General features: G+C 73.4%; 18 protein-coding genes. 12 read left to right on the top strand and 6 right to left on the bottom strand.

Annotated features, from left to right (window positions below):
- Position 1: 1 nt before the first annotated feature.
- From Cs7R123_RS33575 to Cs7R123_RS33565, 3 genes are all read right to left on the bottom strand, one after another.
- The gene (locus Cs7R123_RS33575) at positions 2-1,216 is read right to left on the bottom strand and encodes an FIST signal transduction protein (RefSeq protein ID WP_212832549.1); all 1,215 of its coding nucleotides are present in this window, start codon (positions 1,214-1,216) and stop codon (positions 2-4) included.
- A 112-nt stretch (positions 1,217-1,328) separates the two neighbouring features.
- The gene (locus Cs7R123_RS33570; RefSeq protein ID WP_212832547.1) at positions 1,329-1,817 is read right to left on the bottom strand and encodes a hypothetical protein; all 489 of its coding nucleotides are present in this window, start codon (positions 1,815-1,817) and stop codon (positions 1,329-1,331) included.
- A 35-nt stretch (positions 1,818-1,852) separates the two neighbouring features.
- Positions 1,853-3,601: a VWA domain-containing protein gene (locus Cs7R123_RS33565; protein ID WP_244872312.1), complete on the bottom strand. Its 1,749-nt coding sequence runs from the start codon at positions 3,599-3,601 to the stop codon at positions 1,853-1,855.
- Positions 3,602-3,817: 216 nt separating this feature from the next.
- On the opposite strand from Cs7R123_RS33565, the gene Cs7R123_RS33560 reads away from it, so the two are divergent.
- Complete coding sequence (locus Cs7R123_RS33560) at positions 3,818-4,384, top strand: hypothetical protein (RefSeq protein WP_212832545.1); 567 nt, start codon at positions 3,818-3,820, stop codon at positions 4,382-4,384.
- Between the two features lie 109 nt (positions 4,385-4,493).
- On the opposite strand, the gene Cs7R123_RS33555 is transcribed toward Cs7R123_RS33560, so the two are convergent.
- Complete coding sequence (locus tag Cs7R123_RS33555; RefSeq protein ID WP_212832543.1) at positions 4,494-4,895, bottom strand: helix-turn-helix domain-containing protein; 402 nt, start codon at positions 4,893-4,895, stop codon at positions 4,494-4,496.
- Between the two features lie 89 nt (positions 4,896-4,984).
- Between Cs7R123_RS33555 and Cs7R123_RS33550 the strand changes: the two genes are divergently transcribed.
- Positions 4,985-5,836, top strand: a complete 852-nt coding sequence (locus tag Cs7R123_RS33550; RefSeq protein ID WP_212832541.1) for an SDR family oxidoreductase — start codon at positions 4,985-4,987, stop codon at positions 5,834-5,836.
- Between the two features lie 58 nt (positions 5,837-5,894).
- On the opposite strand, the gene Cs7R123_RS33545 is transcribed toward Cs7R123_RS33550, so the two are convergent.
- Positions 5,895-7,331, bottom strand: coding sequence for a hypothetical protein (locus tag Cs7R123_RS33545; RefSeq protein ID WP_212832539.1), 1,437 nt, complete (start codon positions 7,329-7,331; stop codon positions 5,895-5,897).
- Between the two features lie 143 nt (positions 7,332-7,474).
- Here Cs7R123_RS33545 and Cs7R123_RS33540 point away from each other — a divergent pair, with 143 nt between their 5' ends.
- The 3 genes from Cs7R123_RS33540 (at position 7,475) to Cs7R123_RS33530 (ending at position 11,024) form a co-directional block, all read left to right on the top strand.
- Complete coding sequence (locus Cs7R123_RS33540; RefSeq protein ID WP_212832537.1) at positions 7,475-7,735, top strand: Prokaryotic metallothionein; 261 nt, start codon at positions 7,475-7,477, stop codon at positions 7,733-7,735.
- Positions 7,736-7,878: 143 nt separating this feature from the next.
- Entirely contained in the window at positions 7,879-8,079 is a 201-nt protein-coding gene (locus Cs7R123_RS33535; protein WP_212832535.1) for a hypothetical protein, read from the top strand.
- A gap of 146 nt (positions 8,080-8,225) precedes the next feature.
- Entirely contained in the window at positions 8,226-11,024 is a 2,799-nt protein-coding gene (locus Cs7R123_RS33530; protein WP_212832533.1) for an AAA family ATPase, read from the top strand.
- 13 nt (positions 11,025-11,037) lie between these two features.
- Here Cs7R123_RS33530 and Cs7R123_RS33525 read toward each other — a convergent pair whose 3' ends face one another.
- Positions 11,038-12,234, bottom strand: coding sequence for a cytochrome P450 (locus Cs7R123_RS33525; protein ID WP_212832531.1), 1,197 nt, complete (start codon positions 12,232-12,234; stop codon positions 11,038-11,040).
- A 380-nt stretch (positions 12,235-12,614) separates the two neighbouring features.
- On the opposite strand from Cs7R123_RS33525, the gene Cs7R123_RS33520 reads away from it, so the two are divergent.
- From Cs7R123_RS33520 to Cs7R123_RS33490, 7 genes are all read left to right on the top strand, one after another.
- Positions 12,615-13,211 (top strand): hypothetical protein, encoded by a 597-nt coding sequence (locus tag Cs7R123_RS33520; RefSeq protein ID WP_212832529.1) that lies wholly within the window; start codon positions 12,615-12,617, stop codon positions 13,209-13,211.
- Positions 13,205-14,158 carry a hypothetical protein gene (locus Cs7R123_RS33515; RefSeq protein ID WP_212832527.1) on the top strand — a complete coding sequence of 318 codons (954 nt, stop codon included), beginning with the start codon at positions 13,205-13,207 and terminating at the stop codon, positions 14,156-14,158. Before Cs7R123_RS33520 ends, Cs7R123_RS33515 begins: the two co-directional genes overlap by 7 nt.
- Before the next feature lie 79 nt (positions 14,159-14,237).
- On the top strand, positions 14,238-14,912 hold the full coding sequence (locus Cs7R123_RS33510) for an SAF domain-containing protein (protein WP_212832526.1): 675 nt from the start codon (positions 14,238-14,240) through the stop codon (positions 14,910-14,912).
- A gap of 9 nt (positions 14,913-14,921) precedes the next feature.
- On the top strand, positions 14,922-15,710 hold the full coding sequence (locus Cs7R123_RS33505; protein WP_212832525.1) for a ParA family protein: 789 nt from the start codon (positions 14,922-14,924) through the stop codon (positions 15,708-15,710).
- On the top strand, positions 15,707-17,248 hold the full coding sequence (locus Cs7R123_RS33500; RefSeq protein WP_244872311.1) for a CpaF family protein: 1,542 nt from the start codon (positions 15,707-15,709) through the stop codon (positions 17,246-17,248). Before Cs7R123_RS33505 ends, Cs7R123_RS33500 begins: the two co-directional genes overlap by 4 nt.
- Positions 17,245-18,144, top strand: a complete 900-nt coding sequence (locus Cs7R123_RS33495; protein WP_212832524.1) for a type II secretion system F family protein — start codon at positions 17,245-17,247, stop codon at positions 18,142-18,144. The genes Cs7R123_RS33500 and Cs7R123_RS33495 overlap by 4 nt, the downstream gene beginning before the upstream one ends.
- Complete coding sequence (locus tag Cs7R123_RS33490) at positions 18,141-19,016, top strand: type II secretion system F family protein (RefSeq protein WP_212832523.1); 876 nt, start codon at positions 18,141-18,143, stop codon at positions 19,014-19,016. Before Cs7R123_RS33495 ends, Cs7R123_RS33490 begins: the two co-directional genes overlap by 4 nt.

Here is a 19,016-nt window from a genome sequence, read left to right as displayed (position 1 = left end):
CTCACAGCGCGATCGCGGTCAGGGTGGCGTTGTGGAAGCCGGCGACCCGGGTCGTGCGGGCGAACTCGCCGTACGTGTAGATGCCGAACGTGGTCATCTTCCCGGCCGCCTCCTGGATCAGCGCGGCCTCGACCGGCCCCTGGTCGGCCAGCACGTCCAGCCGGGCCACGCAGCTGAACGCGAGCAGCACCGACGCCTCGCGCCCGTCCACCGCCTCGCGCACCACGTCGTCGATGACGCCGAGCAGGTCGGCCGAGGTGCACGAGACGATCTGCACCGCCGCGTACGGCGGCAGCGGGGTGAACGTGCGCAGCCGCCCGTCGCCGTCGAGGTAGGCGCCGCGGATGACCTGGGTGCCGTCCGGCTCGATCAGCCCGAACCCGTACGCCGACAGGTAGCCGGGCGCGGGGCGGACCAGGCCGGGCGGGCGCTGGGGCGCGTGGGGGTCGAAGTGCTCGCGGAACACGTCGGCCGCGGGACGGCCGCCGATCTCGCACACCACGTGCCCGTCGGTCCTGGTGATCAGCAGCGGCAGGCTGACCGCCTCCCAGCCGTGGTCGGCCACCACGTTCAGCGGCCAGGGCGAGTCGACCCAGACCGCGGCCGCGCCGCCGTCGGTGAGCAGCCGGTCGCCGTCGAAGACGCAGGTGCGCGCCAGCAGCCGGTCGTCGCCGGCGCTGCCGCCGACCACGGGCACCTTCGCGCCGACCACCCGGTGCACGCCGTTGAGCAGCTCCTGCTGGTGACCGGAGAGGCCGGTGGCGAGCAGGATCATGGCCGCGTCGCGGTCGTGGCGGGGCCCGGCGGCGGCGCGGGCCGCGCGGGCGAGCTGCTGACCGGCCTGGACGGCGTGCTCGCGGATGCCGGTGACCGAGGCGGTGCCGAAGCGGTAGTCGCCCGCGGTCAGCGCGAGCACCGACACGCCGGAGCCGGGGATGGTGAGGACGCCGTCCTGGAAGTGGCCGCTGGACGTGGCGCCGACCAGCGGGGTGGGCGCGGTCAGCCGGCGCACCGTGTGCAGCAGCACGGCCAGGTCGTAGCGGATCGAGGCGTACATGATGATCAGTGCGGGCTCCCCGCCGCCGAGCCCCGCCAGGGCGGCGGTGGCGGCTTCGGTGCCCGCCTCGACGCTGTCAGGCGCCTGGCTGGTGCCGACCGACGCGCGCACCCGGCTCGCCGCACTCACGCCGCCCATCGCGGGCGGCGTCACGGGCATGCGGGCACCTCGCACCGCACCGGCGCTCGGAGCGGCGTGCAGCGGAACATCACATAGCGACCATAACGCGCGTACCGGGCTGCCCACCACGGATCGGTGCCGGTCAGCGCGGCTAGGGCATCTCCTCGGTCTCGGACCGGAACACCTCGGCGAACGCCGCCGTCAGGTACGGCTCCAGCGGCTCGCCCGCTCCGGCCAGCAGGTGCGCGAGCAGCAGGATCGCGTGCCGGTCGAGCAGCTTCGGGTCCGGTTTGCGCGGGGTGTCGCCCGGCTCGTGCACGCCCAGCGCCCCGACCAGCACCGTCACCAGCGTGTCCACGTCCAGGTCGGTCCAGGCCAGGGCGTCGCGGGCGCACTGCTCGAAGACCGCCTGGACGTCCTCGCCGGACAGGCCGTCCGGGTGCAGCCGCTCGATCAGCAGCCGCACCGCCTCGCCCAGCACCACGCCGACCTGCGCCTGGTCGCACCCGGCCAGCCGGGCCGCGGCCGCGTCCAGCTCCTCGTCGTCGCGGGCGCGGGCCGCGGCGACCGCGTCGGCGGTGGCCTGGGCGATCGCGCGGGCCGGGGCGGGCAGGCGGCGCCAGGGCGTGCTCACGGTCATACCGGATGCTCTCACGCCCTGGCGCCCGCCGCCGGTCAGGAGGCCGGGGCGGCCGAGCGCAGCGAGATCGCCTGGAGGAAGATCTCGCCGATCTTGGCCGGGTCCTTGGCCTGGAACACGCCGCCGCCGGTGAGCTTGGTGATCTGCTGGAGCGGCGCCGGGTTGATCTTGTCGCCGATGGCGAGGATCACCACCTGGATCGGCCGGTTCGGGTCGGCCAGCTCCTTCAGCTTCGCCTGGAGCTGCTCCAGCGAGACGCCGTTGTCGTCGTCGTTGTCGCCGTCGGTCATCATCACCACGGAGTTGACCCGGCCCGGATCCCAGTCCCGCTGCACCGTCTCGTACGCGGCGAGGATGGTGTCGTAGAGGCCGGTGTCGCCGTCGGGCTTCGGGGTGATCGTGCCCAGCGTCGCCAGCATCTGGTTGCGCTGCTGCGACAGCGGGCCGATCGGCAGCAGCTGCTTGTAGTCCCGGTCGCCCTGCAACTTCGTCGAGAACGTCCACAGGCCGACCGCCCACGAGTCGTCGAACAGCCCCAGGCCGCGCCGGGCCGCCTCCAGCGTCACCTGCGCCCGCGTCGCGCCGCCCGCGGTGGCGACCCGCTCCAGCATCGAGCCGGACACGTCGATCACGGCCAGCATCCGGGCGGGCAGCGTCACCGCCACCCAGGTGGACAGGGCCCGGTCGACCGCCGCCACCGTCGCGGCGGGGCTCGGCGTGGCCGCCGGGTTCGGCGACGCGGCGGCCGGAGCGCCCTTCGGCGTCGCCAGCGCCGAGCCGTACGTGCCGTCGGCGGCGCGCAGCCCGAGCGCGGCCAGCCGGTCCCGGAAGGCGGGCTGGCGCACCTCGTCGAGTAGCCGCTGCGCCACCCCGGCCTTGGTGGTGGGCAGGCCGGGCATCACCGCGTACGGGAAGGTCAGGGCGGTCGGGGCGGGCTCCAGGTACAGCGCGGCCAGCGGCACCGGCGGCTTGGTCGCGTTGTAGTGGATCACGGCCTGCTCCGACAGCGACGCCGCGCTCAGCGCCGACTTCAGCGCCGCCGGGTCCTTGCTGCGGGGAAAGCGTGCGAGCAGGTCGTCGCGCAGCACCGACCGGCCCGAGGCGAGCGCACGCAGCGCCCCGGTGGCGGCGGCCTGGGAGTTCGCGCCGGTCCCGGCCGCGGCGGCGCCCAGGGCCAGCAGCCCGGACAGGCCGGCCGCGTCGCGGGTCGGCTCGACGATGCCCACCCGCAGGCCGGTGCCCGAGGTCATCGCCCCCAGCAGCGCGGTCCAGCTCGGGGTCTTGGCGGGCCAGCCCAGGGTGGCGGCGATCGGCTCGGGCATGGCGACCACGACCGGGCTGCGCGCGATCGAGGGCGCCTGCGCCACCTGGAACGCCGGGGCGGCGGTGGTCAGCCGGGCCAGCCAGGTCGCGGAGTCGGGCACCCATACGTCGGGGATCTGGGTGTTGCCGCTGGGCTGGCCGATGCCGGTCAGCGACACGCTGTTGAGGTCGGCCAGCGCGGCCGTCATGTCGGCGGGCTCGACCATGGTCACCTGGATCGCGACGCACTTGCCGTCGACGGCGACCTTCTGCTGGTTCAGCGAGTCGGCGGTCGCCCGCAGCGCGTCGACGATGTCGGCGGAGGCGGCCACGCTCAGCGGCGCCTCGCCCTCGCACGACGACGTGGCGTTCAGCTGCCGGTAGACCAGGAAGGAACCGGCCAGTACCAAGGCCGCCGCGGCGATGGCGGCGGTGGCTCGCAGGGCGGTGTTACGTCGGGGATCACGATGACGACCAGGCACAAGACCCTATGTTTCGGGACCGTGACGTGCTCCCGCCACATACGTTCGGCCAGATGTTACTCGTCAGGAAACAAAGAGTTTCCATATATGCCCCGCGTACGAAGGTGGGCCGGAACACTCCGAACGGCCTAACCCACAGGGGTGCTTGCGCGTTGTGTCCGGTGACGGGACCGGCTGTCCGGTTCCGCTCCCCCGACCACGCCAGGAGGTGCGCCGATGTGGGCGTCACTGCGTACCCCGACCCGCCGCGAGCGCGGCCGTGCCGGCCGCGGCCCGACCGTCGCGGACCTGCCCGCACCGGTCGCGGCGTCGACCGCCGACGATGGTGAGTTCGGCCACGCTACCGACGAGTGCGAGCCCGGGACGGCACCGGCGGAGGTCCCGGGGCCGCGCACCGTCGCGCGGCTGCTCAGCTTCACCCCGCACCCGCCCAAGCAGGACCGGCTGTGTGTCGACACCGCCGCGCTGCTGCGGCCGCTGATGCGCGCCGGGGTGATCGACTCGTGGGCCACCGACCACACCTACCCGACCCACCGGGCGTGGCGGCTGATCCCGTCCCGGCTGGCCGCCACCGGCCAGCTCCCGCTCGACGGATACGTCGAACCCGACGGCGGCATCACCCTGTTCCCGCTGGACAGCACCTTCGGCCAGCCGCCGCTGAGCATGCTCGACTGGATCCTCGACTGGACCAGCGGCGGCCGCCTGGCCAGCCACTGGTGGACCACCGCCGTCCACGTCACCGCCGCGACGGGACTCCCCGCCACCGGCACCCTCCGCGCCTGACCCGCCCCGCCCTGGGTGCCGTGTCCGCTGGGCAGGGTGCAGTTTCGGGGAACTGCTGGAGTTCCGGCAGGTATTCCGACAGTTTCCCCGAAAGTGCAAGTCGATCGGGTCAGCGGGATGCTCTGGCCTCGTCGTAGCGGGCGCGGGCGGCCGCGACGTCGTCCATGCGCGCCTGGGTCCACATCCCGAGCGCGCGGACCTGCGCGGCGGCCTCGCGGCCCAGCTCGGTGAGGGAGTAGTCGACGCGCGGCGGGATCACCGGCTTCGCATCGCGCAGCACCATGCCGTCGCGCTCCAGGGTCTGCAGCGTCTGGGTGAGCATCTTCTCGCTGACCCGGCCGACGGCGCGGCGCAGCTCGCTGAACCGGCGCGTGCCCTCCAGCAGCTCGATCAGCACCAGGACGCCCCAGCGGCTGGTGACGTGCTCCAGCACCAGCCGGTACGGGCACAGGCTCTCCGCCGAGCTGGGCGACCACTCCGCCGAGCGGGGCGACTCCGCACTTACCGACATGCCAGTACCTTACTTCAAAGTGGGTACTGATCAAACGGTGAGCTAGCGCCTAGGCTGGGGAAGAACCGTTTGACAAGGAGTTTTCCGATATGGGCATCATCGTCACCGGAGCCACCGGGCAGCTGGGCCGCCTCGTCGTGGACGGGCTGCTGGAGCAGGTCCCGGCCGACCAGGTCACCGCCGTCGTCCGCAGTCCCGAGAAGGCCGCCGCGCTCGCGGCGCGCGGGGTCCGGCTTCACACCGCCGACTACGACACGCCGGAGTCCTTCGCGGGCCTGTTCTCGGCGGGGGACCGGGTGCTGCTCATCTCCGGCAGCGAGGTCGGCAAGGACCGGGTGGCCCAGCACCGCACCGTGATCGAGGCGGCGCGTACGGCGGGGGTGGGGCTGCTGGCGTACACGAGTGCGCCGGGGAGCCTGACGGCGGCGCTGGCCGACGACCACCGGGCCACCGAGCAGCTGGTGCTGGCGTCCGGGCTGCCGTACACGCTGCTGCGCAACAACTGGTACCACGAGGTGTACACGGGCAACCTGGCGCCGGTGCTGGCGCACGACGCCGTGGTCGCCGCGGCGGGCCCGGGGCGGGTCGCCTCCGCGGCTCGCGCGGACTACGCGGCGGCGGCCGTGGCGGTGCTGACCGGCACGGGTCACGAGGGCCGGACGTACGAGCTCGGCGGCGACACCGCATGGAGCTTCGCCGAGTACGCGGCCGAGCTGAGCCGCCAGACCGGCCGCGAGATCGCCTACACCTCGGTGACGCCGGACGCGTACCGGGGCATCCTGATCGGGGCCGGTCTGCCCGAGCACTTCGCGACGATCCTGGCCGACGTCGACGTGGCCGTCGAGAAGGGCGAGCTGGCCGTGACCACCGGCGAGCTGGCCCGCCTCATCGGCCGCCCGACCACGCCCCTGGCCGACGCCGTCGCGGCGGCGCTGCGCTGACGCGTGCCCGTCCCGGCCCGCTCGCGGTTCGACGCGCGGCCGGGACGGCGGGACGCCCTCAGCCGACGGGTGCGGCTTCAGGGCCGGCGTCGGCGGTCGCGGCGGCGCGGGCCTGGGCGACCAGGTCGGTGCGCAGCCGGTGCATCGCCCGGCCTACGCCGAACACGGCCACCAGCACGGCGGCGGTGACCGCGGCGAGCACCGGTACGGCGACCGGCAGCTCGCCGTACCCCCGATGGTCCTCGGCGTGCCAGATCACCGGGCCGAGGGCCTGGGCGCACAGCAGCAGCGCCGCGAAGCCCAGCCCCAGCGATCCGGCGACCCGGGCCGGTCCGCCCTCGGCTGTGCGCAGGGTGCGGACGCTGCCCGCGCCCAGGGCCAGACCGAGCCCGGCTCCCAGCAGCAGGCTGGACAGAGTCCACCAGTCCGGCGTCTGGCGGTACGCGACGAGCCCGGCCAGGACCCCCGGCGCCGTCAGGGCGAGCCCGACCGCCTCCCAGGCGAACCAGCGGTCGGCGTAGCGGACCAGCAGCGCCCCGACCGCCGCGCTCACGGCGGCGACCAGCAGCAGTGGGAGGTAGCCGGCCAGGTCCACCCGGTCGCGCACGCCGTCGATCGAGTACGCCAGCGGCCCGGCCGCCCCGAACGACAGCACCACCCAGCGGGCCAGGTCGGTGCGGCCGCGGCGGGCGGCGTACCAGGTGAGCAGCGTCGCGATGAGCACCGCGAGCACGATCGGGCCGAAGTAGCCCAGGTTCTCGACGAACTCCATCCGCCGCAGCGAGGCGAGGTTGTCGACGCTGACCCGCAGCGACTCGTACAGCACGCGCAGCGTCAGCGTGCCCGCGCCCAGCAGGAACACGGCCGCGCCGAGGACGGCGTACAGGCCGCCGGTGCCCGCCGCCGTCGGCTGCGGCTGCGGCCGGGGCGGGTCGGCGAGCGCGGCGACGACGACCAGCAGCAGGACGATCACGGGCAGCAGCAGGTCGGCCAGGTCGCGGGGCAGGTCGACACCGGACAGGATGAGGCTGCTCAGGTACCAGACGAGCGGGCCTGCGGCCAGGCCGGTGGCGAGCCCGGCCGCGATCGCCGGGCGCCGGGTGCCGCCCGCTCCGGCGGCGGCGCCGAGCACGCCGAGCAGGGCCGCGCCCATGGCGAGGCTCATCGCCGACCACAGCAGCAGCCCGGCCACCCCGCCGGAGGCCGAAGGCGCCAGCGTCCCCACGGCGAGCAGGACGACCAGGGCCGCCGCGGACACCGGCCAGCCGCTGAACCGGTGCCGTTGCGGTAGCGCGAGCATCGCCACGGCGGCGGCCACGACCAGGGTGCCCAGCAGGACGGCGAGGAAGCCCTCGGTCTCCAGGCGGGGGTAGCGGTCGACCGTGACGGCCCGCTGCACGCACAGGACGGTGAAGAAGATGCCCACGGCGGCGGCGGCGAGCGCGCCGGTGACCGCGGCCAGGGGCGTGTTTCTCGGCAGGGGTTCCCCGTTCATGTCCGGCATGCTCGCAGAGCGGCACGCGCCGCGCTGCCCCTCGGTCTGTCCGAGGCGGGACACCCTCTTCTACGCAAAACGACAAGAAGGCGCCCTTCCTTCGCTGAGACTGGTGACGGCTGCTGGAAGCAACGGGAGGCGTGATGGGTACCTGCGAGGTCTGCAAGAACGAGTACTGGCTGTCCTTCGAGGTGCACACGGCAGGTGGCAACGTGCACGTGTTTGACAGCTTCGAGTGCGCGGTGCAGCGGCTGGCGCCGGTGTGCGAGCACTGCGCCTGCAAGATCATCGGACATGGCGTGGAGGTGTCGGGCCACTTCTACTGCTGCGCCCACTGCGCCCGGTCCGCCGACGCCCGCGAGGGCTTCAAGATCCGCGACGCGGTGGGGGTGCACCCCGGTTAGGCAACGTCGCGAACAGGTCGTCCGGGTACCGGCAGGGGACAGATCCCCTGCCGGTACCCGCGAGGTGGCGGATGTTCCGGGCCGCCCGATGCCGGATCGTGGACAGGGCAAGGCGCCCCGCGTACGGAACGGAGACCCATCGGATGTATCTCGCCGCAGACCACACGCTGACCCTGATCGACCAGGCCGTGGCCCGGTCGGACAGCGCGACCCTGCGCGCCGCCATCCGTGCGGCCTTCGTCGGCAACGCGCCGGTGGAGCACATCGCCACCCGCGCGCGGACCACCATCGCGGGCGTGCTCGCCGTCATCGACGAGATGTACGCCGAGCCCGCCGCCTGCTGAGAAGGAACCCCGCGGTCCGCGTTTCGCGCCCACTGGCGCCGCCTCCCCGGCGTGCGGACCGGCAACACCCATCCCAACGCCGCCTGGCTCGGGCCTGGTCCGGGTAACGCCCCTGGTGGGGCGATGCCCGCGGCTAGGCTGGGGCCATGGCGGCGCCCGTCTTCGTGGGCCGCGCGAGTGAGATCGAGCGGCTGGACGCGCTGGCCCGGGACGCGGCCGCCGGCCACGGCGCGGCCGTGGTGCTGGAGGGCGAGCCGGGCATCGGCAAGACCACCCTGCTCGACCACACCGCCGCGACCTGCGCGCGGCTGAACATGCGGGTCCTGCGCGGCACCGCCGAGGACATCGAGCAGCAGTTGCCGTTCGCGACCGCCGCCGCCTGCCTGCACCTGCGCGAGTCCGCCGCCGACCCGGCCGTGGCGCGGGTGCTGCGGCTGCTGCGCGGCGAGGGCGCGCTCGCCGAGAGCGCCGGGGCCGCCAACCACCAGCTCGCCATTACCGAGGCCATGCTCGACCTGGTGGACCTGTGGTGCGCCCAGGGACCGGTCGCGGTGATCGTCGACGACGCGCAGTGGGCCGACGCCGAGAGCATGGTGGTGCTGCACCGGCTCGGTCGCGGCATCGAGGAGTATCCGCTGCTGCTGGTGCTCGCCGCCCGTGCGCCCGTACGCGGCGAGCTGGCCGGGCTGGTCCGCAGCCTGCACGCGCGCGGTGCGCGGGAGCTGCGCCTGTCCCCGCTGGCGCCCGAGGACGCGGCCGACCTGGCCGCCGGGGCGCTGGGCGCGGCGCCGGGACCGCGCCTGGCCGCCCTGATCGCCGGGGCGGGCGGCCACCCCTTCTACCTGACCGAGCTGGTCGCGGCCCTGCAACGGGAGGGCGGCATCCGGCTGTCGGGCGGGCGGGCCGAGATCGAGGCCGCCGACGGGCGCATGCCGCCGTCGCTGCTGGCCACGATCCTGAGCCGGCTGGACTACCTGCCCGCCCGGCAGCGGGAGATCCTGCAGCAGGCCGCGGTGCTGGGCCGCGCCATCGACGTGGGCGAGCTGGCCACGGTCCTGGACGAGCCGGTGCTGGGCCTGTCGGAGCTGCTGTCGGCCGCGATCGAGGTCGGCATCCTGGTCGACGCGGGGCCGTACCTGGAGTTCCGGCACGCGCTGATCCGGCAGGCCCTGGTCGAGGGGGTGCCCGAGCAGCTGCGCGCGGCGCTGCACCTGCGCGCGGGCCAGGTCCTGATCGGAGCCGGGGGCAGCGTGGACCGGGTGGCCGAGCACCTGGTCGCCGGGTCGGTGCTGGACCCGGCGACGCTGGCCTGGCTGTCGCGCTCGGCCGAGGAGCTGATCACGCGGGCGCCGGGCACGGCGGTGCGGCTGCTGCGGCGGGCGCTGGCGTCGGTCACCGGCGACCGGTCGTACGACCTGCGCCACCAGCTGGTCCGGGCGCTGATCTGGGCGGGCGAGGTGGACGAGGCCGAGCGCGCCGCCCGCGGGGCGCTGGCCCGCGACCCCGACCCGCGCCGCCGCGCAGAGCTGTACTGGCTGCTCATGGACGCCTGCTTCCGGCAGGGCCGCCAGGCCGAGGCGGTGCGGGTGGCCGGTCTGGCCCTGGACTCCGGGCTGCCGCCGGAGCTGGTCGGCCGCTTCCACGGCTTCTGCGCCAAGTGCCTGTTCTTCCTGCGCCGCCACGACGACAGCGCCGCCGCGGCACGGCGCGCCGTCGACGACGGCACCGCCGCACGCGACTACTACGCCGTCGGCCTGGGCCACCTGGTGCAGGGGGTGCTTCGCCTCATCGAGGGCGACGTGCCGCCCGGACTCGACCTGGCCGAGCAGGCCATCGCGGACCTGGGCGCGGGCATGCTGCCCGACATGCCCGCCGGGCAGTACGTGCTGCGCGGCTACTGCCTGCTCATGCTGGACCGCCTGGACGAGGCCGAGCAGGCGCTGGCGTACGCGCTGGACGGCAACGAGCGCTACGGCGGGCCGTACCTGACGCTGATCCACGCGCTGCGGGCGCAACTGTGCTTCCTCACCGGCCGCTGGGACGACGCGCTGACCGAGATCGGCTCGGGGCGGGAGTATCCCGATCCGCTGGGCGACCTGCCCTGGCTGCAAGGGCTGGACGCGCTGATCGCGCTGCACCGGGGCGTGCCGCTGCGCGAGGCCGGGGTGGTGTCGCAGACCGCGCGGGGCGAGACCGAGGCGCAGTACGCGTACCTGTCGAGCTGGGCGCGGGCACTGGGGGAGCAGGGGCGGCCGCAGCACGCGGTCGCGCTGCTGTACCCGTACTGGGAGCACGCCCGCGCCGCCGACCACCTGCCGCGCCGGCTGATCTACCAGCTCTGCCCCGACCTGGCCCGGCTGGCCGCCGCGGCCGGGGACGCCGCGCGCGGCCGGGCGCTGGCCGACAGCCTCGCGGCCCTGGCCGCCGCCGAGCCGGACGTGGGAAGCCTCGCCGCGACGGCGGCGCTGTGCGGGGCGCTGGCCGACGGCGACCCGGACCGGGCGCTGGACGCCGCGCGGGGCTTCGGCGCCTGCGGCTGGCGCCTGCACGAGGCCCAGGCGTACGAGGACGCCGCCGCGCTGCTGGCGGCCCGCGAGGAGGGCGAGCGGGCCCGGGAGGCCCTGTCCCGGGCGGTGGAGGGCTACGGCGCCTGTGACGCCGCCTGGGACGTGTCGCGGGCCGAGGCACGGCTGCGCCAGGCGGGGGTGCGCCGGGGGCGGGCGGGGCCGCGCAAGCGCCCCAAGCACGGCTGGGCGGCGCTCACCGAGACCGAGCACCGGATCGCGCAGCTGGTCGCCAGCGGCATGTCCAATCCGGAGATCGCCGAGCAGCTGTTCCTGTCCCGGCGTACGGTCCAGTCCCACGTCTCCAGCATCCTGGCCAAACTCGGCGTCGCCTCCCGCGTCGAACTGGCCGTCTCGGCCCACCAGCGCGCCGCCCACTGACCGCGGCGAGGGATCAGATCCAGGTGGTGGTGAGGGGCAGGACGCGGGCGCCGGTCATCATGCGGGGGTCGTAGAACTCGGCGCCGTCGGCGATCTCGATGTCGCGGCAGCGCTCCAGCAGGATGGTCGTGGCCAGCCGGGCCTCCAGCCGGGCCAGCGGGGCGCCGATGCAGAAGTGGATGCCGTGGCCGAAGGCCAGGTGCTGATTGGGGTTGCGGTCGGGGTCGAACCGGTCGGCGTGCGGGAACTGCCGCTCGTCGCGGTTGCCCGAGGCGATCCAGGGCATGAGGATCTTCCCGGCGGCGATGCGCTGCCCGCCGACGGTCGCCTCGGTGGTGGTCAGCCGGGCCAGCCGCGGGAACGGCGACCGGAACCGCAGCACCTCCTCCAGCATCGCCGGGATCTTCGAGGGGTCGCGCCGCACCGCCGCGGCGGCGTCGCGGTGGGTGTCCAGGCACCACACCGCGTTGGTGAGCAGCGTCGTCGTGGTGATGTGCCCCGCGATGAGCAGCACGCCGAGGAAGCCCACGATCTCCTCGTCGGTCAGGTGCTCGCCGTCGACCTCCGCCGCGATCAGCGTGGTGGTGAGGTCGGCGGCGGGGTGCGCGCGGCGCTGTCGGATGTGCGCCAGCAGGTAGTCGATCATCGCCCGCATCCGCTCGCCGGCCTGGTTCAGCCGCTCCTGGTCGGGGATGACCTTCTCCGGCAGCTGCGCGTTGAGCAGCGAGTCGGCCCAGCGGCGGAACTCGGCGCGGTCGGCGGCGGGCACGCCGATCAGCTCGGCGATCACGGTCACCGGCAGCGGGTACGCCAGGGTCTGCACCAGGTCGAAGCCGGGGTCGCCCGCGACGTCGTCGAGCAGCTCGTCGGTGATGGTGGTGATGCGCGGGGCCAGCTCGGCCACGACCCGGGGAGTGAACGCCTTGCTCACGAGCCGCCGCAGCTTGTCGTGGCGGGGCGGGTCCATCCGGACGAAGTTGCCCCGGCTGAACAGTTCGAGCTCCGCCTGCGGCGGCATCAGGCCGGTCAGGTCGGAGGAGAAGGTCGCCGGGTCGGACAGGACCGCCTGGATGTCGTCGTAGCCGAAGACGTGGTAGGCGCCGTACTGCTCGTCCCAGCTGACCGGATCGTGGGCACGCATGCGCGCGTACCAGTCGACGACGCCCTCGAACGTCGCAGGTTGATTGACCAGCCCAGTTCCGGTGCCCACTGCCGCCACCACGACCACCCCCGTCGATTGATCTTCACCATCCTACCCAGCCAACCGCCCATATCCCCCCAAATCTTGGTGCCTGATCCTTACCGATCATGAATTTTGGAAACGGACATCCATGCCAAGATTCGCATAATTTCTTGATCAACATGAATGGAGGGTGAGCTGACGGCACGAAATGGACAGTGCGATCGTCCAGGTTGGAGGGGGGAGGATTTGGTATCGAATACTGTACGTATGGACATTCTCCACCCCTTGTTATATCGGTCAGCCTCGTCGTACGATCGGCCGTCTGGAACGGGGGAAGCGCAACCAGACAGCGGTTTCATAGCTCGATGTAAGGACTCAGCGAAGCTCGTCGCGGACGAGGGGGGCGCGTGAATCCGTACAGCCACAGTGGACGGAAAGCAGTCGTCGCGGGACTCGTCGCCGCGATCCTCGGCCTGTCCGCCGGATGTGGCGGCCCGCGCGCCGTCGACCCTGACATCAAGCCCAACCGGGCCTCGGCCAAGCCGGTTGAGCCCGGACCCTCGCTCAGCCCCGAGGACCAGCAGAGCGTCGACGCGGCCTGGGCCAACTTCCTCAAACTCAACGGCATCTACATAAAGGCCGCCCAGACCGGCAAGTACGACTGGGCGCCCGACATCACCGCCCGCCCGATGTACGCCTACTCCGGCGGCCGTTACATGTCCGCGCTCGAACGCGACCTGGACGTGCTGGCCGAACAGGGCTACGTGCGCACCGGCCAGCCGAGCGTGGCCCTGCGCCGGGTGGTGTCGGTGAGCGAGACCTCGATCGTGGTCGAGGCCTGCGTCGACGACGCGGGCACCGACACCGTCGACAAGAAGACCGGCAAGTCCGTCGCAGCACCGAAGCAGAACCAGCGCTACCCGGTCACCATGCGCGCGGGGCTCTACCCCGACGGTGCCTGGCGCTGGGTCGAGTCGCAGGCAGACAGGGGTGCGTCATGCTGATCCGTCCGATCCTGACCCCGCGCCGGGCGTTCGCCGGCCTGGCCGCCACGCTGCTCGCGGTGGTGGTCGGCCTGGTGGTGACGCCGCCGGCGGCCTGGGCCGACTACATCTACTGCCCGCCCAACAGCGGCGACTGCATCCTCATCGTCACCGGCGGTGGCGGCGGGGGAGGCGGCGGCGGTGGGGGTGGCGGCGGTGGCAGCGGCGACGCCGTCTGCGAGCACGAGCAGCTGGGCGAGATCTCCTGCTACAAGCCTGGCCTCGGCTGGTTCAACCACACCGACAGCTGCTACTACGACCGGCTTGAGCTGTCCATCAACGACCCGGTGTGGGGAGGCCACAACCCGGCCAAGGGCTCCATGTACGCGGTCTGGTGCTGGGGCGGCCTGTCGGCCGGCTGGCAGCAGGCGACCACGCAGTACCTGACCGACCCGCCGCCGGGCTACGGCGGCCTGCCGTCGCCGATCAGCGTGGCACTGCGCGCGATCAACCAGCTCCCGCTGCGCGGCCCGGACATCGGCCTGGCGCCCGACCCCGGCAACGGGCCGGGGCTGGTCGGCCTGCCCGTGTGGATGTGGAACGACACCACGAACACCACCAACACCTGGGGTCCGGTCTCCGCGACCGCGTCGGTGCCGGGACTGTCGGTCACGGCCACCGCGCAGGTGCGCCGGATCGTCTGGACCATGGGCGACGGCAACAGGGTGACCTGCTGGAACGCGGGCACCGCGTACACCCCGTCGCGGGGGAACAGCTCTTCGCCCAACTGCGGCTACAAGTACGCCAAGTCCTCCCGCGACACCAGCTCCGGCAAGTACACGGTCACCGCCCGCAGCTACTGGCGCGTGACCTGGTCCGGCGGCGGCCGCAGCGGCACGGTCAACATCACGCGCGTGTCCACGACGTCGATCCGGATCGACGAGATGCAGGTGGTGAACAACTCATGAGCGATCCGGGGCGAGTGAGCGCACGGCAGGCAGGAGAAGAGCACATGAGCGAGCGGAACGAGCCGATGGGGCGTACGGCATGAGCATCTCGACGACGAACCCTCCCGCCCGGGCGCCGCTGCCGCCGATCGGGGTGGCCCGCTCGGCGCCGCGCCGCCGCTCGTGGGCCGCCGCGTCGCTGGCGGTGCTGCTGATCGTGCTCGGCGCGCTCACCGCCGGCTACGTGGTGCTGCAGATGGGCAGCACCCATGACTTCCTCGCCGTCGGCCGCCCGCTCGGGGCCGGGGCCGAGATCACGGCGGCGGACCTGCTGATCGTGCGGGTCAACGAGGCCGCCGGGCTCAAGCCGATCCCGGCCGCCGACGCCGCTGACGTCGTCGGCAAGCGGACGCTGATGGCGCTGGTGCCGGGCTCGCTGCTGACCATGGACCAGATCACCGACACCCCGGTGCCCGCCCCCGGCAAGGACCTGGTGGGCCTGGCGCTGGAGGAGGAGCGGATGCCGAGCCTGTCGCGCGTCCCGGTCGGCGCCACGGTGCTGCTCGTGCTGGAGCCCGAGCAGCGGCCGTCCGGCGAGACCGCGACTCCCGAGCTGGTGCCGCCCCGCACCATCGAGGCGAAGGTCATCGACGTCATCCCCAGCACCCGGGTCGGGATGACCATCATCAACGTCGAGGTCGCGACCGCCGACGCGCCGACCGTGGCGCTGTTCGCGGCCGACAAGCGCCTCGTGCTCGCCCTCGACGGACCGTAGGCGGCCGCCATGACGCTGATCGCCCTGGTCTCGGCGAAGGGTTCGCCGGGGGTCTCCACCGCCGCGCTGGCCTTCACCCTGACCTGGCCGGCGCCCACGATGCTCGCCGAGTGCGACCCGGCGGGCGGCGACCTGCTCGCCGGTTACCTGTCGCGCTACGAACTGCCCACCAACCGGGGCGTGCTGCCGCTGGCCTCCTCGGCCCTGCGCGGCACCGCCGAGCAGGACCTGGCCGGCAACCTGATCGACCTGGACTCCCCGCGGCAGCAGCGGATGGCGCTGCCCGGCCTGACCGAGCCGTCGCAGAGCTCGTCGCTGAACCTGGCCTGGACCAGCCTCGGCGACCTCTTCGCCCGGATGACCGGCAGCACGGTGCTGGCCGACTGCGGCCGCCTGGCCGCCGCGAACGCGCCCTGGGCACTGCTGGGCCGGGCCGACCTGGTGCTGCTCACGGTGCGGGCGCGGTCGCTGCGCACGGTCTCCCCGGCGGTGTCGGCGGTGGGCGCGATGCGGCGCGAGCTGCCGCCCGGGTTCGTGGAGAGCAGCGTCGGGCTGCTGCTGGTCGACAGCGGCATCTCCGGCCGTGACATCTCCCGCAACCTCGGCGTGCCCGTGGTCGCCTCCCTGCCGTGGGACACGGGCAGCGCCGCGGCGCTGGCCGGCGAGGGCCGGGGCCGGCGGCGGGCGCCGCTGATGAAGGCCGCGGCCGCGGCGTACGACAGCGTCTGCACGGCGCTGGCCGTGTCGCGGCCGGAGGCCTCCCGCCGCGACACCGAGCGGCTGCCGGTGATCCGATGACCGCCCGCCCGTACATCCCGCTGCCGCCGCCGGAGCCGAACCCGCCGATGCGCGTGAACGGTCACGCCCGGGTGCCCTCGCCGCACGGCAGCGCCGTGGCGTACGCCGGGCCGGGGTCCCCGGCGGCCGCGATCGCCCCGCCGAACCTGCCCGTGCCGATCGACTACGGCGTGGTGCGCCAGTTGCAGAGCCGGGTCACCGAGACGCTGACCCGCCTGCTCACCGACGCCGCCAACGTCACCCCGGCCTACCGGCGCGAGGTCGCCTCCCGCATCGGCCGCGAGATCATCGCCGACTACGCGGTGGCGATGGCGCACGCGGGGCAGCCGATCAGCCCGGCGCAGGAGCAGGCGCTGCTGGACGCGGTGGTGGCCGGCATGTTCGGCGCGGGCCGGTTGCAGCGGCTGCTGGACGACCCGCACGTCACCAACGTGCACATCATCGGCTGCGACCAGGTGCTGCTGCACCACGCCGACGGCTCCCGCAGCCGGGGCGAGCCGGTCGCCGACAGCGACGACGAGCTGGTCAGCATGCTCCAGGTGCTGGCGATGCGGGTGGCCTCGACCGAGCGCCAGCTCTCGGAGTCCAACCCCGAGCTGGACATGCAGCTGCCCGACGGCTCCCGGATGACGGTGCTGTACAAGGTGTCGCCGCGGCCGGTGGTCTACATCCGCAAGCACACCCTGTTCAACGCGTCGCTGGAGGAGCTGCGCGACCGGTTCGGGATGATCGACCTGCTGCTGTACCGGTTCCTGGTCAAGGCGCTGGAGTCGGGCGCGAACATCATGGTCGCCGGGCTGGCCGCCTCCGGCAAGACGACCCTGCTGCGGGCGCTGGCGCGCACCATCCCGGCGGGGGAGCCGTACATCACGCTGGAGGAGTCGCGGGAGCTGGGCCTGCACGAGGCCGCGATGCCCCACGACGAGAACTGGGTGATCAGCCTGGAGGCCCTGCAGGGCCACGGGGAGTACGACGCCAGCGGCAAGCGCCGCGGCGAGAAGACCCTGCACGACATGATGCCGATCACGCAGCGGCTCGGCGTGCGCCGGGTGATCGTCGGCGAGACCCGCGGCCGCGAGATCGTGCCGATGCTGCGGGCGATGACGGTCAGCCGGGGCGCGATGTGCACCATCCACGCCCGGCAGGCGCGCGAGGTGATGGACTCGATCGTGCAGCTGGCCTGCTCGTACGGTGACAACATCGGCGCCGAGCAGGCGCTGCGGATGGCGTCGCAGGGCATCGACCTGATCGTCTACACCAGCGTGGTCGACGAGCGGGCCATCGGCGGCGGCGAGCACCGGTTCGTGTCGCACGTGATCGAGGTCGGCGGCATGCGCGACGGCCGGGTGATCACCACGACGGTGTTCGGCCCCGGTCCCGACGGCCGCGCGGTGCCGCGCCACCTGCCCGAGCGCATCCGCGACGACCTGATGGACGTGGGCTACGACCCGCGCGAGCTGATCCCGTACATCGAGGCGGGGCCGCACAACCGGGGCTCGTGGACGCGCGAGCTGATCACCAAGCGGGTGCGCTCATGATCCAGATTCTGATGGTCCTCGCGGTGCTGCTCGTGTGCGGCGGAGTGGCGATGGCGATCATGTTCCTGGTCGGCACGACGAAGCCGATCGGCCCCGCGTCGCCGACGCGGCTGTGGTGGCGCCGGTTCTGGGCCGGTCCCGGCCGCACCGCCGCGCAGCGCCGTACCCACCGGGGTCTGCTGATCTTCGCGGTGATCGCGGGGGCGGCGGCGTGGCTGTTCACCGGCTGGCCCATCGGCGGGGTGATCGTGGCGCTGGCCATTCCCGGGGTGCCGTGGCTGTTCGCCGCGGCCAGCGCCGAGAAGAAGGCGATCGTCCGCCTCGGCGCGCTGGAGACCTGGACCCGGCGCGTCAGCGACTACGTCCGCAACGGCATCGGGTTGCAGGCCGCGATCATCGCGACCGCGCGCACCGCCCCGCCGCTGCTGGCTGTGGAGGTCAAGACGCTGGCGGCCCGGTTGCAGGCGGGCACCGACGCGCCCACGGCGCTGCGGCTGTTCGCCGAGGAGCTCAACGACCCCAGCTCCGACGAGGTCATCGCGCCGCTGATCCTCCAGGCGGCCGACGCCGGCGAGGGCCTGTACTCCGCGCTGGTCGACATCGCGCAGTCGCTGTCGGACGAGATCGTGGCCCGGTCCACCGTGGACAGCGAACGGGCCAGCGCCCGGTTCACGGTGCAGTTCCTCACCGCGGTCACCGTCGCCCTGCTGGTGTTCGGCGCGTTCAGCGCCGAGTACGCCGCGCCGTACCGCACCGGGATGGGCCAGACGGTCCTGGTCGGGCTGACGGGGCTGTACATCGGGCTGATGCTGTGGATCCGCGGGCTGTCGCTGCCGCCGAAACTGCCACGCCTGCTGCGCGCCGAGTCCGACAAGCCCCCGGTGGCGGCGTCATGACCGTCGACTTCTGGTTCGGCCTCGTCGTCACCGGCGGCGCGGTCGTCGGGTACGGCCTGTACCTGCTGGTCATCCAGTTCGTCCCGGCCAGTCCCGCGCTGGGCCCGGCGCTGCGCCGCCTGCACCCGACCCTGGGCGTCGACGGCGACCTCACCGTGACGGCCCCGGTGCGCACCAGCTGGCTGGCCCGGTTGCAACTGCCCACGGCCGACCTCAACATCCTCGGCCGCACGCCGGGCCGCCACCTGCTGAGCATCGGGCTGTCGGCGCTGATGGCGTTCCTGCTGCCGGTGCTGCTGACCTTCCTGGCCGTGCTGGCCGGGATCTACCTGCCGCTGATCATCCCGGTCGCCGCGACCCTGGTGCTCGCGCTGCTCGCCGCCGCGCTGGCGCACCTGGACATGATGGCCAAGGCCAGCTCGGCCCGCGCGGAGTTCGTCCGCGCGCTGTGCACGTACGCGGCGCTCACGGCGCACCAGGTGCGCTCCGGGCACGGCGCGGTCGAGGCGATGGAGCGGTCGGCGAGCATCTGCTCCGGGTGGCCGTACACCCGGCTGCGGACCACGCTGCTGACCGCGCAGCTCCAGATGCGCCCGCCGTGGGACGAGCTGAAGACCCTGGCCGGCGACATCAAGGTGGTGGAGCTGGACAGCTTCGCCGACATCATGCGCAGCGCGGGCAACGACGGGGCGCAGGTCTACCAGACCCTGCGGGCCCAGTCGTCGTCGCTGCGCGACCAGATCCGGGTGCGGGCACTGGAGGAGGCCAAGACCCGCACCTCGAAATTGGACATCCCCTCCACCCTGCTCATCGTCATCCTGCTCGTGCTCGTCGGATATCCCCTGATGGCGAGCTTGATCAACCAGAGGTAA

This window comes from Catellatospora sp. TT07R-123, assembly GCF_018327705.1.
Classification (GTDB): domain Bacteria; phylum Actinomycetota; class Actinomycetes; order Mycobacteriales; family Micromonosporaceae; genus Catellatospora.
Note: the sequence above shows the minus strand (reverse complement) of the source record. Positions and strands in the feature narration are given on the sequence as shown.

Bases quoted from the DNA above. Each gene is read 5' to 3' on its own strand.
- Cs7R123_RS33530 (WP_212832533.1), top strand. From the start codon at position 8,226: ATGGCGGCGCCCGTCTTCGTGGGCCGCGCGAGTGAGATCGAGCGGCTG.
- Cs7R123_RS33540 (WP_212832537.1), top strand. From the start codon at position 7,475: ATGGGTACCTGCGAGGTCTGCAAGAACGAGTACTGGCTGTCCTTCGAG.
- Cs7R123_RS33570 (WP_212832547.1), bottom strand. From the start codon at position 1,817: ATGACCGTGAGCACGCCCTGGCGCCGCCTGCCCGCCCCGGCCCGCGCG.
- Cs7R123_RS33575 (WP_212832549.1), bottom strand. From the start codon at position 1,216: ATGCCCGTGACGCCGCCCGCGATGGGCGGCGTGAGTGCGGCGAGCCGG.
- Cs7R123_RS33510 (WP_212832526.1), top strand. From the start codon at position 14,238: ATGAGCATCTCGACGACGAACCCTCCCGCCCGGGCGCCGCTGCCGCCG.
- Cs7R123_RS33535 (WP_212832535.1), top strand. From the start codon at position 7,879: ATGTATCTCGCCGCAGACCACACGCTGACCCTGATCGACCAGGCCGTG.
- Cs7R123_RS33490 (WP_212832523.1), top strand. From the start codon at position 18,141: ATGACCGTCGACTTCTGGTTCGGCCTCGTCGTCACCGGCGGCGCGGTC.
- Cs7R123_RS33500 (WP_244872311.1), top strand. From the start codon at position 15,707: ATGACCGCCCGCCCGTACATCCCGCTGCCGCCGCCGGAGCCGAACCCG.
- Cs7R123_RS33550 (WP_212832541.1), top strand. From the start codon at position 4,985: ATGGGCATCATCGTCACCGGAGCCACCGGGCAGCTGGGCCGCCTCGTC.
- Cs7R123_RS33515 (WP_212832527.1), top strand. From the start codon at position 13,205: ATGCTGATCCGTCCGATCCTGACCCCGCGCCGGGCGTTCGCCGGCCTG.
- Cs7R123_RS33555 (WP_212832543.1), bottom strand. From the start codon at position 4,895: ATGTCGGTAAGTGCGGAGTCGCCCCGCTCGGCGGAGTGGTCGCCCAGC.
- Cs7R123_RS33505 (WP_212832525.1), top strand. From the start codon at position 14,922: ATGACGCTGATCGCCCTGGTCTCGGCGAAGGGTTCGCCGGGGGTCTCC.
- Cs7R123_RS33495 (WP_212832524.1), top strand. From the start codon at position 17,245: ATGATCCAGATTCTGATGGTCCTCGCGGTGCTGCTCGTGTGCGGCGGA.
- Cs7R123_RS33560 (WP_212832545.1), top strand. From the start codon at position 3,818: ATGTGGGCGTCACTGCGTACCCCGACCCGCCGCGAGCGCGGCCGTGCC.
- Cs7R123_RS33545 (WP_212832539.1), bottom strand. From the start codon at position 7,331: ATGAACGGGGAACCCCTGCCGAGAAACACGCCCCTGGCCGCGGTCACC.